This window comes from Mesorhizobium sp. M7A.F.Ca.US.005.03.1.1 (assembly GCF_003997975.1).
Lineage (GTDB): Bacteria > Pseudomonadota > Alphaproteobacteria > Rhizobiales > Rhizobiaceae > Mesorhizobium > Mesorhizobium ciceri.
The window spans coordinates 38,343-52,845 of record NZ_RZRO01000007.1; the positions used below are offsets into that span (position 1 = coordinate 38,343).

Genomic DNA, 14,503 nt, shown 5'->3' on the forward strand with positions numbered 1-14,503 from the left:
CCTCCTAGATGATGAGCTTCAGCGCCGCTGCAGCAACCGCTTCGGACGTGATGTTGAAATGCCGGTAGAGGTCGGGGGCAGGGGCGCTGGCGCCGAAGCCGGTCATGCCGACGAAAGCGCCGGTCTCGCCGATCCAGCGGTCCCAGCCCAGCCGGGCTGCCGCTTCGACCGCGACGCGCGGCGCCGAGCCGAGGACGGCCTTGCGGGTGGCGCTTTCCTGCTCCTCGAAAAGCTCCCAGCACGGCATCGACACGACGGCGGCGGCGACACCATGCTCGGTCTCCAGCCTTTCGGCGGCAGCAACCGCGATCTCGACCTCCGAGCCGGTGGCGATCAGGGTGACGGCACGGTGCTCGGCTGGTTCGCGCAGGACGTAGCCACCTTGGCGGGAGCGGTTCTCGTCACTGTGCGACCGACGCAGCATCGGCAGGTTCTGGCGCGACAGCACCAGGACGCTCGGCCGATCCTTGCTCTTCAGCGCGAGTTCCCAGCACTCCGCCGTTTCGATGACATCCGCCGGACGGAAGACGTTGAGATTAGGCGTCGCACGCAGCATCGCAAGGTGCTCGACCGGCTGGTGCGTCGGGCCGTCCTCGCCGAGGCCGATGGAATCGTGTGTCATCACATAGATGACGCGCTGGCCCATGAGCGCCGAGAGCCGCATCGCGCCGCGCGCATAATCGGCGAAGCACAGGAACGTACCGCCATAGGGCACGAAACCTCCATGCAGCGCGATGCCGTTCATGGCGGCCGCCATGCCGTGCTCACGAATGCCGTAGTGAATGTAGCGGCCGGCATAGTCACTCGGCGCAATGCGGTTCATGCCCTTGGTGATCGTCAGATTCGAGTGCGTCAGATCGGCCGAGCCGCCGACGGTCAATTCCGTTGCGCCGTTGATGGCCTCCAGCGCCATTTCGGAGGCTTTTCGCGTCGCCACCTTGGTTGCCTTCTCGACATGTTCGCGACGAAAGGCTTCGAGCGCGTCGAAGACCGTGTCGGCCAGTTCGGCGGCGACGGCGTTTTCAAAAGCCTCGCGTCGCGGCGAGGCGGCAAGCCGCTGCTCCCAGGCGCGCCGCATCGCTTCGCCGCGACCGGCAATCTCGCGCCAGGCGAAAAGGATATCATCCGGCACCTCGAACGGCGCGTGGGCCCAGCCGATGTTTTCGCGTGTCGCGGCGATCTCTGCTTCACCCAGCGGTGCGCCGTGCGTCTTTTCCGAACCGCCGAGATTGGGGGCACCCATGCCGATCACTGTGCGGCAGGCAATCAGCGATGGCCGATCCGACCGTCGCGCCGCCTCGATTGCCGCGGCGACTGCTGCCATGTCGTGCCCGGCGACACTTTGGACATCCCAGCCGGCGGCCTTGAAGCGCGCCGGCTGGTCCATCGACGTGGAGAGGGAGGTCGGCCCGTCAATGGAAATCGCATTGTCGTCCCAGAAGACAATCAGGCGGGAAAGCTTCAGGTGACCAGCGAGGTCTATCGCCTCGTGACTGATTCCCTCCTGAAGGCAGCCGTCGCCCGCAATCACATAGGTATGATGATCGACCAGATCGGCACCGTAGCGGGCGGCAAGCATGCGTTCCGCCAGCGCCATGCCGACCGCCGTGGAAATGCCCTGTCCAAGCGGTCCGGTGGTGGTCTCCACGCCAAGCGCATGGCCGTATTCCGGATGTCCGGCGGTGCGGCTGCCCAGCTGCCGAAATCGCTGCAATTCCTCGACCTGCATGTCTTCGTAGCCGAGCAGATGATGCAGTGCGTATTGCAGCATCGAGCCGTGGCCGGCTGAAAGCACGAAACGGTCACGGTCGGGCCAGTCCGGTCTCGACGGATCGATATTGATGAAGCGGTTGAACAGCACCGTTGCGACATCGGCCATGCCCATCGGCATGCCAGGATGACCCGAATTCGCCTTTTGGACGCTGTCCATCGCCAGCGCGCGAATGGCGTTCGCCATGTCGCGCTCCGAGACGGGAGCGGTTGTGGTGACGGGCTTCAGTGCTGTTTGGCTGGTCATTGCATCCTCCTCACGACACACGGCTCTTGCGTTCAACCAATTGCAGGATGAGCGGCGTCAGGATCAGCTGCATGGCAAGATCGAGCTTGTTGCCTGGCACCACGATGGAATTTGGCCGCGACATGAACGAGTCGTGGATCATCGACAGCAGATACGGAAAATCGATGCCGCGCGGATTGGCGAAGCGGATAACCAGCATCGATTCGTCGGGTGTCGGAATCCAGCGCGCGATGAACGGGTTGGACGTATCGACGATCGGCACGCGCTGGAAGTTGATGGCGGTCTGCGAGAATTGCGGGACAATGTAGCGGACATAGTCGGGCATCCGGCGCAGGATCACGTCCATCACCGCCTCGGTGGAATAGCCGCGTGTCGAACGGTCGCGATGGATCTTCTGGATCCATTCGAGATTGATGACCGGCACGACGCCGATCTTGAGATCCGCATGCTTGGCCAGATTGATCGTGTCGGTGACGACACAGCCGTGCAGCCCCTCGTAGAAGAGCAGGTCGCTGGGAGCGAATTCGCGCCATTCGGTAAAGGTTCCCGGTGGCGTGCCGTGCTGCTTTTCCTCTTCCTCATCATGAATGTAGGTGCGGGTCTTGCCGGTTCCGCGGCGGCCATATTCCGCGAACACCTCTTCGAGAATTCCGAGTTCGTTGGCCGCGGCATTGAAATGGGTGAAGTTCGGGTTGCCGGCCTTTTCCTCCTCGGCCACCTTTGCCTTCATCGCCGCGCGGTCGTAGCGGTGAAATGCGTCGCCTTCGATGAAAGCGGCCTCGATGTTCTCGCGCCGGAAAATCAGCTCGAAGATGCGCTTGACCGAGGTCGTGCCGGCGCCCGACGACCCGGTGATGGTGATGATGGGGTGCTTGGCTGACATGGTGCTGCTCAGGCTCTGAACAGGCCGCGGCGGCTGAACAGCGGCGCACGCTCACCGATGTTGCTCGGCTCTGTGTGGTAGCGCGTGATGCGCGCGACTTCCCGCGCCGACCCGAAGATCATCGGCACGCGCTGATGCAGGCTCTCCGGCTCGATTTCTAGGATGCGGGTGATCGCGTCGGTGGCGGCACCGCCAGCCTGCTCTATGAGATAGGCGATCGGGTTGGCCTCGTAGACGAGGCGCAGCCGTCCCTGACCATAGCCCTTGCGCCGATCGCCGGGGTAGAGAAAAACGCCGCCGCGCATCAATATGCGGTAACAGTCGGCGACCAGAGAGGCGATCCAGCGCATGTTGAAATCCTTCTCGCGCGGTCCCTCGGTGCCCTCCAGGCAGTCGTCGACATAGAGCCGCACAGCCTCGTCCCAGTGCCGGTAGTTGGCGGCGTTGATGGCGAACTCCTGAGTGCGTTGCGGAATGATCCGGCTTTCATAGGCCTGGACGAAGGTGCCGAGCCTTGTCGAGAAGACGAAGACATGCGTGCCGCTGCCGAGCGACAGGACGAGTGCCAACTGCGGCCCATAGATGAAGAAACCGGCGCCTAGCTGGTTCACGCCCGCCTGCAAGAAAGAGGCGGCCGGATCAGCGTCCGGCGCGCCAGTTGCGGTCAGGAGCGAGAAGATCGTTCCGATCGACACGTTGGTGTCGATGTTGGAAGAGCCGTCGAGCGGGTCGATCGCAATGGCGAGTGGCGCTTGCCTGTCGAGCAGGACTGGCTGCTCCAGCTCCTCGGAGGCGTAAAGCGCCACCGGCGCACGGCGCATGGCGTCGAGGAAGATGTCGTCGGAGAAGACGTCGAGATCCTTCTGGACGTCGCCGTCGGCATTGGCGCCACGGGTCTCGGCAAAGGCGGCGCCGAGCACCCCTTGGTTGATGGTGTTGCGGACCTTGATGGCGGCCTGTGTCAACTGACGAACGGTCGTCACAACGGCCGAGCGGAATTCGTCTGGCTGGCCGAGATAGGAGTTCAGAAAAGCGTCGAGCGTTGCCGCTGGCATCGTAACCTCCCCTCCCGCCGCATCTCCTCGGAGCGGCTGGACTGGAGGAATGGAAACAAACGTCGCACGATAAGTAAAATTCAATAACTTTACCTAGTCAGTAAAAACAATTTAGTATGCGACATGAGAAACCTCACGCTCAAGCATTTCAAGACCGTCCAGGCAATCATCAAGTGCGGCAAAATTGTCAGCGCAGCCAAGATGTTAGGCCTGTCTCCTCCAGCGCTGACAATCCAACTGCGACAAGTGGAGGAAGAATTCCAGCTGGCTCTGTTCGACCGAACGTCGGACGGCATGCGTCCCACTGCCGCAGGTCTGGCTTTCGTCGAGACAGCGCAGGTTATCGAGGAGCATCTCGGTTTGCTCGAAGACAAGATGGATGCCATCAAGGGCGTACGCACCGGCAGCTTGAGGCTCGGCGTCGTTTCCACAGCCAAATATTTCGCGCCGCGGCTGATGGCTGCGTTCATGAAGGACCATCCCGACATCGACATGCGGCTTGCCATCGGCAATCGTGCCCAGACGATCGACAACCTCAGGAACCACGACATCGATATCGCGCTGATGGGGCGTCCGGCGAAAGAGGTTCCGGTGCGTGCTTCGGTCTTCGGTGATCACCCGCTGGTCATCATCGCGCCGCCCGACCATCCCTTGGTGGCGGCGCGCGATATCTCCAAGGAGCGGATTGCCGAGGAGCATTTCCTTATTCGCGAGCCCGGCTCCGGAACCCGTATCTCGTTGGAAATATTCCTGAGCGACGTGCCTGGGCGCATCGACGACCTCGGTGTCGAGATGGCCTCGAACGAAACGATCAAGCAGGCGGTGATGGCTGGTCTGGGCATCGCCTTCATCTCTGCTCACACCATCGCTGCGGAAACCGAGGCAGGCCGGCTTGTCATCCTCGACGTTGTCGGCATGCCGATCCGCCGACAATGGTTCTCGGTGATGCGAACCGATCACGCAATCTCGCCGGCGATGGCCACATTCAACGATTTCCTGATGCGCAAGGGCGCAATGTACCTGCCCCTTTTCGGAAAGCTGTATCCAGACAAGGCTGGATGACACTGCACGAGCGCAACGGATGAAAGTCCGGTGGAGAACGCCCGCGCTCGTTGGTATTATATAAGCGATATGTTATGTTGCAGTGCGAAAGAGCGGGGGCCACGTCCTTTCACACCGTAAGCGATCTGTATGTGCAACCCCTGCAGACTGTTCGGAACTCTCCCGGGTATGGGTTCGGGAATTCGATGGGGAAAAGGGGTAATGCTTTACACACTCGTTATGATGGTCTGCCTGACGGATGGACCGCGGACCTGCGAACAACGCGAGGAAATGGTAGACGGTCTGGCGATGAATCCCGGGACTGCCTTCATGCAGGCGCAGCCGCTGGTGGCAAGGTGGATCGAGACGCATCCCGGTTATTTCGTGCAGCGCTGGCGTGTGCTGCCTGGCAGAGAGTCGTGAGACAGGCGGCCAAGGTCTATTTCTTCACGATGAGCGTTTCCGAGACAGTCTTCGACAACTGGTAAAGCCGCTGCTCGATTATCGTCGGCACATCGCAGACATAAGTCAGCGACTGGACGCGTTCGTTGAAAATTCGCGTCGCGAAATTCAGTTGATCGGTTCGCCGTTCTACTTCGTCCGGATCCGCATCGGCCTTGGCGCGCAGCGCGTCCACTTCGGATGCTTCCTTGCGCAACTGTGCCGCCATTTCCAGCTGTTTGTGGGCATAGCGGGAGATGCCGGAGATCACGTGCGAACGCTCGGCGTCCATGTGATCGAACATTCCCTGCACCAGCATCGTCATTTTGGTTGCGACCTGCTCGGGCGGTAGGGAAGTCGCGAAATCCTTGATCTCCTTCTGGGCTTGTGCAATCGGCGTCCGCCGGGCCGCCACAGCATCGACAAGCGCCGACACGCCTGGATCCTTCGCCCAATCCTTCGCGGTCGCCGGAAGCTCCGGCCCATTCCAGATCTGGCCAAGCGAGAGCTGTGGCACCTTACGCTGCATGCAGGGCCAGTCGGGATCGGTGTTTGCCGCGGCGGCGCCCTCCATCGACGCAAGCGTGGTGACCAGAACCAGAGTGTGAACAAGTCTCATTCGCGCCATCAGGCGTTTCCTCCCATGTCCTGTTTGCGGATCACCAAACCGCGCGAAGGGTCGTATGCGATGATGGCGCCGCCCAGGAACAGCAGCGTGCAGCCGGCGACGACGCCCAGCGACAGCCATTCGATCTGCCCGTAGAAGGCAAAACGGATCAGTTCGACGGCATAGGTGAACGGGTTGCAGAGGCAGATCTTGTAGAGCAGGGGGCTCGCCTCCTGGATGCGCCACAAGGGATACAGCGCCGGAGACGCGAAATAGCCGGGAAAGATGACGAAGTTCATGATGCCGGCGAAGTTTTCAAGCTGCTTGATCAGCGAAGACAAGAGCATGCCGAGCGCGCAAAGCATCATGCCCGACAGGAACAGTGCCGGCAGAACATAGAGATAGCCGAGTGGCGGCGCTTTGACGCCCCACAACCAGGCAACGATCAGGAACGCGTAGACCTGCACGATCGATACGGCCACACCGGCCAGCATCTTCGACACCAGCAGGAACCAGCGCGGAAACGGGCTGACCAGCAGGATGCGCATGTTGCCCATCTCGCGGTCGTAGACCATCGACAGTGAAGACTGCATGCCGGAAAACAGCAGGATCATGCCGCAAAGGCCCGGCGTGATATAGACCTCGTAGAGCACATAGGTCTTGTAGGGCGGGATGATCGACACGCCAAGCACCTGGCGAAAGCCGGCCGCGAAGATGAACAGCCAGACCAGCGGCCGGACCAGCGAGGAAATGAAGCGTTCGCGCTGGTGCAGGAAGCGCAGGCACTCGCGCAGGACGACGCCTTTCAGGCAAATGAGATAGTGGCGCAGGCCGAATGGCTCGGACCGCACCGGCATGATGCCGGCGACTTTTCCGGGCATCGCAGGAGCGCTCATGGCGACGTCTCCGTCATGCCCGCCGCATCGACGCGGCTGAGCTTCGAAAAGGTTTCGCGAATCGAACTTCCGCCGTTCGCACGGATCACATCCGACACCTTGCCGCTGGCGACCAGGTCACCCCGCCGCAGTATGACGACATGGTCGGCGTCTTCGACTTCGTCGATCAGATGCGTAGCCCAGAGCACGCCGATGCCCTCTGCTTGGACGAGCTTGCGGATGGTGGCGAGGATGCCCGCACGAGATTCGATATCCAGGCCGACGGTCGCCTCGTCAAGCAGGAGCAGGGAAGGTCGGTGCAGCAGCGCCCTGGCGATTTCGATGCGCCGCATCTGACCGCCGGAGAGGCTGCGTGCCTTGTCATGCTGGCGGCCCTGCATGTCGACCGTTTCCAGCAGCGCGGCAATGCGCTGGCGAGCTTCGCGTCCGCCAATGCCATGCAACGAGGCATGGTAGGAGAGATTCTGGTAGACGCTGAGGTCGAGATCGAGCGTGCGTGCCTGGAACACGATGCCGACCCGCCTGAGTGCTTCGCCGGACGCGCGGCGAATGTCATGGCTGAAGATGCGGATCGATCCGTGACGCGTGTCGTAGAGGTGGCTTATCAGTGAGAACAGCGTCGTCTTGCCGGCCCCGTTGAGGCCGAGCAGAACGGTGAAAGTCGCCGGCGCGATCGAGAAGGAGACGTCGTTGAGCGCCCGCTTCTGGCCATAGGAATGGCTGACGGCTCGGACATCGAGCGCCGCCACCTCGTCTCCCGGTCCGCTTGTCCTCATATGCTGCATACCGGATCGCTCCTTCAGGACGCGTTGGCCTATTGGCGCCCCTGATCGCCTTTTGTCTTACTTGATCGTAATCTTGCCCTTCAGTCCCTTGTCGGCAAGGTCGGGAACCGACCAGGTATATTCGCCCGGGCGAACGGTATGGAACTGCACCTGGATCGTTCCCGCGTCGTCGAATTCCAGCCAGGCCGGTCCGCCGTCCATATGCACTTCCAAATCGTTGATGACGATCTGGTCCATCCAGACATTGCGGAAGAGATCGGTCACGAACTTGTACTCGAAACCGCCCTTGGACGTGATCTTCCAGCGATAGCCCTGGCCGGCGATCAGCTCGAAGTCCTTCTGATTGACCGCATAGGTGGAATCGGCCGAACCGATAATCAATTCCGGCAGGTTCTTGCTGGCACGCGACGGTTTTGACGTCGCATCGTCGGCGTTTGCTACGATCGGAGCAAGGACAAATCCGGCGAGCGCGGCGAAGAAAAACCTACGGCAAAGTTTCATGTCTTGAGCCTCCCGATGATCAATGTCTGCTATTTGGGCGAAATGACCACACCCCAGGGCTGCTGGCCCACAGTGAGCGATTGGACCGGCTCGTCGGTGGCCGTGTCGATGAAGGTGATATCGTTGGAATTGCCATTCGTGGTGATCAGCGTTTTCTGGTCGGGCGTGAAGGCCAGATGCCAGACGCGCTGGCCGACGAGGATGTATTTTTCCACCTCATAAGTGTCGGTATTGATCACCGCGACATGGTTCGCCGGGCCGAGCGCGACATAGGCTTTCTTGCCATCGGCGCTGATGGCGATGCCTACCGGCTGGATGGTTTCGGCCCGCAGTCCCTGAATCGCGAACTGGATCTTCTTCACCACTTCGCGTTTGGCGTTGTCGATGACGCTGACGGTGCCGCCGACCTCGGCGCTGACCCAGACCTGCGAGCCGTCGGGCTTGAATTCGGCGAAGCGAGGGCGCGTGTCGACCAGCACATTGTCCGTCACCTCATGCGTGCCGGTGTCGATGAAATGCGCCATGCTGGTGGTTTCCGAGGTGTTGACCATGGTCTTGCCGTCGGGGCTGACACCCATGCCTTCCGGCTCCACGCCGACTGGTATCTCGGCCAGGACCTGCTTGCTTTCGACGTCGATGGCGGTGACGAGATTGTCGTCCTCATTGGCGACATAAAGCGTCTTGCCGTCGGGCGAGAGGACGAACAATTCGGGATCGGGGCCGGAAGGCAGCGTACCGATGATTTCAAGTGTCGCGGTGTCGATGATTTGGATCGTGTCGTCATCGCTGGCGCATAGATAGACGAATTTGCCGTCATGCGAGATGGTGATGCCGCGAGGTCTCTGGCCGACTTCGACGGTCTTCACCACCTGCATCGTCGCCGTGTCGACGACGGTCATCGTGTTGTCCTTCTCGTTGGACACGTAAGCCGTATAGGCCGATGCCGGGCTGGCCGTGAAGCCGGCCGCGAGAATGGCGAATGCGCAAGCTCGTTTCTGCACGCAAATTCCTCCCGATTGACTCTACTTGAGAGCGCATTTCGTTTCCGGCTGATCGACACCGAGAGTGTCGAGTTCGGAGACCTGGTGAAGATAGCCCTCCTGTGGCGATGTCGAGACGACCGACTTGGTGTCGCCAAGCAAGATCGGCTGGCGAAGCTGGAGGTTCCATTTGCGGAAGGTCAGCTTCTGCCCCTTGAAAGCAGCAACCGAAAAATCGTCAGAGCGTATATAGTCGCTGATCCTTTTCGCATCGTCGCCCTTGGTGCGCGTGGTGGCCTCGCCGACCGCACGCACCGCGGTCCAGGCCGACATGTCTTTGGAGAGCATCCGCCGGCTCGTCGTCTTCAGGAAGCGGCTCTGCATCTGGATGCCGCCCCATTGTTCGCTGGCGGGATGCCATGACGATGCAACCAGACCGGCCGTGCCGGCGACCAGCCGCGGCGTCCAGGTGCGGTAGGGCACGTAGGTGCCGAAAACCTCGCTTTCGTCGGCGACAAGCACCACGTCGTGCTCCGGGAGGTCTTGCGTGAACACGGAAATCTGCTGCTGTATCTGCGTGGCGCCGGTGTCGGTGCGCCTGGCTGTGCCGGTATCCTTGAATTCCTTCTCGGCGACGATCTGGCCGCCGAAGCGGGTTGCCGCGCGGCGCAGCGCATCGGCGTAGAGATGGTCCTGCTCATGTGATCCATAGAGCAGCACCCAATTCGGCCACTTCTTCACCATGAGATACTGCGCCAGCGCGTCGGCCAGCATGCTGCGCGTCGGCGCGATATGGAAAACGTTGATGCGGCAGTCCTCCTCGCGAAGGCTGTCGTCGGTGGCGCCGACGTTGAAGATCAGCACGCCTTTGTCGCGGGCGATGTCGGCGATCGACAGCAATTGTTTGGCTGAAAGATCGGCGACCACATAGCGGTCGCCCTTGGCGATCATGCCTTCGAATGCCTGAACCGCGTCGCCGTCGGGCTTGACCTCGGTCACGTCGAGGCTGAATTTCTGGTCGGTGAACTTTCCCGTCGTGTTGTTGTCGCCGATCGCTACCTCGGCACCGGCGACACCTTCGTCACGTGGCGGCAGGTCGAGCATGGAAAGCGTCAATTGCGGTGCGTAGGCCCGCAAATAGCCTATCTTGATTTCAGTTATCTTTTTTTCCGGCTTCGCCACCGTTTCCTGGCCTGTCGCGTCGGAAACGTTGACGGTCAGGGAAAAAAAGCACAAAAAGGCAGCGAGAGTGCCTGGCACCGCGCTCGTCATCGATAGTAATTACCCATTCTTGCGCAGAGGTTCGACGGTTGCCGGACCCGCGCCAAGTCAAGGTGCCCATGATCAACTTAGCCGACCCGCAAAATTTATCAAACCCTATAGGACGACTTTTCGCGCCTGCCAGAACGGTGCGGAAGGTCGCCAGCGTCGATTCGCATGGCAACACCGGCGAGACGTGGCGCAGGGGGATCGACCGCCTCTATAAAAGCGTCTTGTCCTCCAAACTGGAGAAACTGTTCAAATGACCAGAATGCTGGCAAGCGTCACCGGCATCGAAGAGGCGGAGATCGCTCTTTCTGGAGGTGTCGATATCGTCGACCTGAAGGACCCGAAGGCGGGAGCCCTGGGCGCGGTGTCCATGGAAACCATGCTCCGAACGATCTCTTTCATCGCGGGTCGGGCTCCGGTCAGCGCTGTCTGCGGCGACCTGCCGATGGAACCCGAAACGATCCGCATCAAGGCCGAAGAGATCGCGGCGACCGGCGTCGACTATGTGAAGATCGGATTTTTTCCTTCGGCAAATATCTCTGCCTGCGCACAGGCGCTTGAACCGCTCGCCGCACGAACGAAGCTGATTGCCGTGCTGTTTGCCGATCTGGCGCCGGACTTCGAGCTTCTGCCGATGTTCGCCAGGCATCGCTTCCACGGCGTGATGGTTGATACCGCGCAAAAGGGGAAGGGCCGGCTGCTCGATCATCTGCCGCCGGAGCGTATTCCGGGATTCGTCGATCGAACGAAATCGCTCGGTCTGATGGTCGGCCTGAGTGGATCGCTGGAAGCTCCGGACATTCCGCGCCTATTGCCTTTCGCTCCCGATTTTCTCGGCTTTCGGGGGGCGCTGTGTGGCCATTCCGGTCGCACGAGTTCGATCAGCGCCGAGGCGGTCTCGCGGATTCGCGAGTTGATCCCAGCGGAATCCGGGACCGGCGATCAATCGAGTATCGACTATCGCCTGTTGGCAGCGAGAGGCTATTCGCCGGACACCGACCCGACACTGGGCACGGACAGGATTTTTGTGCGGGATTTTGTTCTGCCGGTCCAGATCGGTGCCTACAGCTTCGAGCATGGCCATACTCAAAAAGTGCGCTTTGATGTGATCGCCGACGTGCTGCAAATCACCGACCATCCCGAGGACATGCGCCATGTGTTCTCCTACGACATCATCATGGACGGCATTCGCACCATCGTCGCGCGGGGCCATATCCAGCTCAGCGAGGCTTTGGCCGAGCAGGTGGCAGCGCACGTGCTGGAGAACCAGCGTGTCGTGCGCGTCACGGTTAGGGTCGAAAAGCTCGAGCTCGGCCCTGGCGGCGTCGGCGTTGAGATCGAACGCAAGCGCCAATCGGCGGGACGCGGTGCTGCCTCCGGCATTGCTGGCCGAAAAGACCGAAGCGTTGTTTTCCGGCCGCGCCAGGAGCGCCCCGAAATGCTTCGACGGGCCATCGTCAAGCTTGGCGGCAGCACGGCCCATGCGGCGGAGATGAAGAGCTGGATCGCAGCGCTGGCGGGTTCCAGGCTGCCGATCGTCATCGTGCCCGGCGGCGGGCTCTTTGCCGATCATGTGCGCGAGACGCAGACCAGCATGGAGTTTTCCGACACCGCCGCTCATGCCATGGCGATCCTGGCCATGGAGCAGTTCGGCCATGTCATCCTCGACCGGGACGAAAGGCTGGCGCCGGCACGGTCGCTGGACGAGATCGGGCGAGTGTTGGAGGCGGGGAAGATTCCGGTGTGGCTGCCGTCGTCACTGGCACTGGCGGCGCTGGATGTTCCGGCCTCCTGGGACATTACCTCCGATTCTCTGTCCGCCTGGCTTGCCGGCAAGCTTGGCGCAAACGCGCTGTTGCTTGTCAAGCAGACCGGTGCATTCTTCGACAGCGATACCGCTGACAGCCTGAGGGCCCGAGGCATTGTCGACCCAGGCTTTGCCGCCATGCTGCCCGACGGCATCGATTTCCATCTCGCCGGTCCGAAGGATGCTGCCGGGGCCGGCGCGATGCTCGCGTCGGGCAAGCTGCCCGGCATCCGGATAGTGGCTTCAACAGGGTCGTCGGCAAAGAAGGCGGGATAGCCGATGGTGAAGCTGCATGTGCCGCGCTGGGCGTGGGTTTTGACGGGTTCCGGGCATTTTTTTACGGAGAGCTTCGCACTTGTTCGCCAGCTCGAACATTGCGATGTCTTCGTGTCTAAGGCCGCCAACGAAGTCCTGCGCATGTACAAGCTTAAACTTGATTTCCCGGAGACGACGCGCGTGCTGCACGACAAGACCGCAAGCGCGATCCCGGTCGGCGAATTCTACCACGGTGTCTATCACACGGTCGTGGTGGCGCCGGCCACTTCCAACACGGTCGCCAAATGCGTGCATGGCATTTCCGACACGCTCGCCACCAATGTCTTTGCTCAAGCGGGAAAGTGCCGTGTGCCAGCCATCGTCTTTGCTTGCGACACCGCGCCGGAACTCGAAACCCAGGCACCGCACGGGCTGGTCAAGGTCTATCCGCGCAGGATCGACCTGGAAAATACCAAACAGTTGAAGAGTTTCGAGCGGACCCTGGTGGTCGAGTCGCTCGCTGATCTCGAAGCCTCGCTCACACGGCGCCAGGCCGAACTCGCAAGCGATGGCTGAGCGGCTGGTTTTTCTTACCGGCCATCTGGCCAAGGCGCGGCTGGAACGGCTGCTGACCGGGCTGGGCAGAACCGAATTCGCGTGGGAAATCGTCGACGTCGGCGTCAAGGTCGCCGCGCTGATGAGCGAGGACATCGTGAAGCGTCGGCTCACTCTGACAGGAGACGTCGACCGCGTCATCCTGCCCGGACGCTATCGGGGAAACATCGAACACCTGTCGGAGCATTTCGGCGTGCCCTTTGTGCGCGGCCCCGACGAGATCGCCGACCTTCCGGCCTTCCTTGGCCGGGTGGGCAAACCGCCGGATCTGACGCGTCACGATATGCGCATCTTCGCCGAGATCGTCGATGCGCCGATGCTGTCGGTCGAGGCCCTGATGGCGAGGGCCTCGATGCTGGCTGCGACCGGCGCGGATGTCATCGATCTGGGCTGCCTGCCGGAGACGCCGTTTCCGTTGCTGGCTGAGGCAGTGCGGGCACTCAAGGCACAGGGGTTTGTGGTCAGCGTCGATTCGGCCAGCGCAGACGAACTGTCGATCGGTGCGCACGCCGGCGCGGACTATCTTCTCAGCCTCGATGAGAACACGCTGCCGTTGATCTTCGACCATCGGGCTACGGCAGTGTTGATACCCTCCATCCCCGGCGATCTGGATTCGCTCGGCCGGGCGATTACCGCGGCACAAAAGGCCGGCGTCGCCTTCATTGCCGATCCCGTGCTCGACCCGATCCATTTCGGCTTCGCCGTTTCACTCGGGCGCTTCATCGAGGCGCGGCGCCGTTGGCCGGACGTCGAATTGCTGATGGGCACCGGCAATCTCACCGAATTGACCGACGCCGACAGTTCCGGCGTTACAGCCGTGCTAGCGGGGCTCTGCTCGGAACTCCGGATCCGGAACGTGCTGGCGGTGCATGTCAGCCCACACACGGTGCGCACGATCGAGGAGCACGATATCGCCCGCCGCGTCATGTTGGCTGCTTGCACGGACGGCGCGTTGCCGCGCGGCTATCACCCAGGCCTGTTGCAGGTCCACGATCGCAAGCCTTTCACAGCCTCAACCGACGATATCGAGGCATTGGCGGCCCAGGTGCGCGATGCCAACTTCCGGATCGCGGTAGCGGAGGACGGCATCCATGTTTTCAATAGCAAAGGGCATGCGGTTGCCACGGATGCGTTCGAACTTTTTGCCGGGCTGGACGTCAACGCCGATGGCGCACACGCTTTTTACCTCGGCGCGGAACTGATGAAGGCGGAGATCGCGTGGCGCCTCGGCAAGCGTTATGTGCAGGACGAGCCGCTCGCATGGGGCGTTGCCGCGCCGGCACCCGAAACCGACCGTACCCGTCTTGCCGAGCCGGGCAAGACGCTCCGCGCAAGGAAAGAGCACTAGGAC

General features: G+C 61.5%; 14 protein-coding genes. 5 read left to right on the plus strand and 9 right to left on the minus strand.

Annotation, left to right across the window (positions count from 1 at the left end; all coding sequences use genetic code 11):
- Positions 1-4: 4 nt before the first annotated feature.
- From tkt to EN990_RS05360, 3 genes are read right to left on the minus strand one after another with little or no spacing between them, the layout of a single operon-like run.
- Positions 5-2,017, minus strand: coding sequence for a transketolase (tkt, locus tag EN990_RS05350; protein ID WP_013532054.1), 2,013 nt, complete (start codon positions 2,015-2,017; stop codon positions 5-7).
- A 10-nt stretch (positions 2,018-2,027) separates the two neighbouring features.
- Entirely contained in the window at positions 2,028-2,900 is an 873-nt protein-coding gene (locus EN990_RS05355; RefSeq protein WP_013532053.1) for a phosphoribulokinase, read from the minus strand.
- Between the two features lie 8 nt (positions 2,901-2,908).
- On the minus strand, positions 2,909-3,955 hold the full coding sequence (locus EN990_RS05360) for a class 1 fructose-bisphosphatase (RefSeq protein WP_013532052.1): 1,047 nt from the start codon (positions 3,953-3,955) through the stop codon (positions 2,909-2,911).
- A gap of 123 nt (positions 3,956-4,078) precedes the next feature.
- Here EN990_RS05360 and EN990_RS05365 point away from each other — a divergent pair, with 123 nt between their 5' ends.
- Together EN990_RS05365 and EN990_RS05370 are read left to right on the plus strand one after the other, a co-directional pair.
- Positions 4,079-5,017: a LysR family transcriptional regulator gene (locus EN990_RS05365; RefSeq protein ID WP_013532051.1), complete on the plus strand. Its 939-nt coding sequence runs from the start codon at positions 4,079-4,081 to the stop codon at positions 5,015-5,017.
- 201 nt (positions 5,018-5,218) lie between these two features.
- A complete protein-coding gene (locus tag EN990_RS05370) occupies positions 5,219-5,419 on the plus strand; it encodes a hypothetical protein (protein ID WP_013532050.1) in 201 nt (66 codons plus the stop codon).
- Positions 5,420-5,435: 16 nt separating this feature from the next.
- On the opposite strand, the gene EN990_RS05375 is transcribed toward EN990_RS05370, so the two are convergent.
- The 6 genes from EN990_RS05375 to EN990_RS05400 are packed head-to-tail and all read right to left on the minus strand — an operon-like array spanning position 5,436 to position 10,478.
- Complete coding sequence (locus tag EN990_RS05375) at positions 5,436-6,011, minus strand: hypothetical protein (protein WP_244514294.1); 576 nt, start codon at positions 6,009-6,011, stop codon at positions 5,436-5,438.
- Positions 6,012-6,064: 53 nt separating this feature from the next.
- Entirely contained in the window at positions 6,065-6,901 is an 837-nt protein-coding gene (locus EN990_RS05380) for an ABC transporter permease (protein WP_050580490.1), read from the minus strand.
- Between the two features lie 35 nt (positions 6,902-6,936).
- A complete protein-coding gene (locus EN990_RS05385; protein ID WP_024504382.1) occupies positions 6,937-7,725 on the minus strand; it encodes an ATP-binding cassette domain-containing protein in 789 nt (262 codons plus the stop codon).
- 57 nt (positions 7,726-7,782) lie between these two features.
- On the minus strand, positions 7,783-8,226 hold the full coding sequence (locus tag EN990_RS05390; RefSeq protein ID WP_013532046.1) for a hypothetical protein: 444 nt from the start codon (positions 8,224-8,226) through the stop codon (positions 7,783-7,785).
- A gap of 29 nt (positions 8,227-8,255) precedes the next feature.
- Complete coding sequence (locus tag EN990_RS05395; RefSeq protein ID WP_127369912.1) at positions 8,256-9,227, minus strand: YVTN family beta-propeller repeat protein; 972 nt, start codon at positions 9,225-9,227, stop codon at positions 8,256-8,258.
- 21 nt (positions 9,228-9,248) lie between these two features.
- Positions 9,249-10,478 (minus strand): ABC transporter substrate-binding protein, encoded by a 1,230-nt coding sequence (locus EN990_RS05400; RefSeq protein ID WP_127369913.1) that lies wholly within the window; start codon positions 10,476-10,478, stop codon positions 9,249-9,251.
- A gap of 250 nt (positions 10,479-10,728) precedes the next feature.
- Here EN990_RS05400 and EN990_RS36010 point away from each other — a divergent pair, with 250 nt between their 5' ends.
- Genes EN990_RS36010 through EN990_RS05420 form a run of 3 tightly spaced genes read left to right on the plus strand, consistent with a single transcriptional unit; the run spans position 10,729 to position 14,500 of the window.
- Positions 10,729-12,558 carry a (5-formylfuran-3-yl)methyl phosphate synthase gene (locus EN990_RS36010; protein ID WP_127385712.1) on the plus strand — a complete coding sequence of 610 codons (1,830 nt, stop codon included), beginning with the start codon at positions 10,729-10,731 and terminating at the stop codon, positions 12,556-12,558.
- Between the two features lie 3 nt (positions 12,559-12,561).
- Positions 12,562-13,113, plus strand: coding sequence for a flavoprotein (locus EN990_RS05415; protein ID WP_013532041.1), 552 nt, complete (start codon positions 12,562-12,564; stop codon positions 13,111-13,113).
- Positions 13,106-14,500, plus strand: a complete 1,395-nt coding sequence (locus EN990_RS05420; RefSeq protein ID WP_127369511.1) for a DUF6513 domain-containing protein — start codon at positions 13,106-13,108, stop codon at positions 14,498-14,500. The genes EN990_RS05415 and EN990_RS05420 overlap by 8 nt, the downstream gene beginning before the upstream one ends.
- Positions 14,501-14,503: the final 3 nt, after the last annotated feature.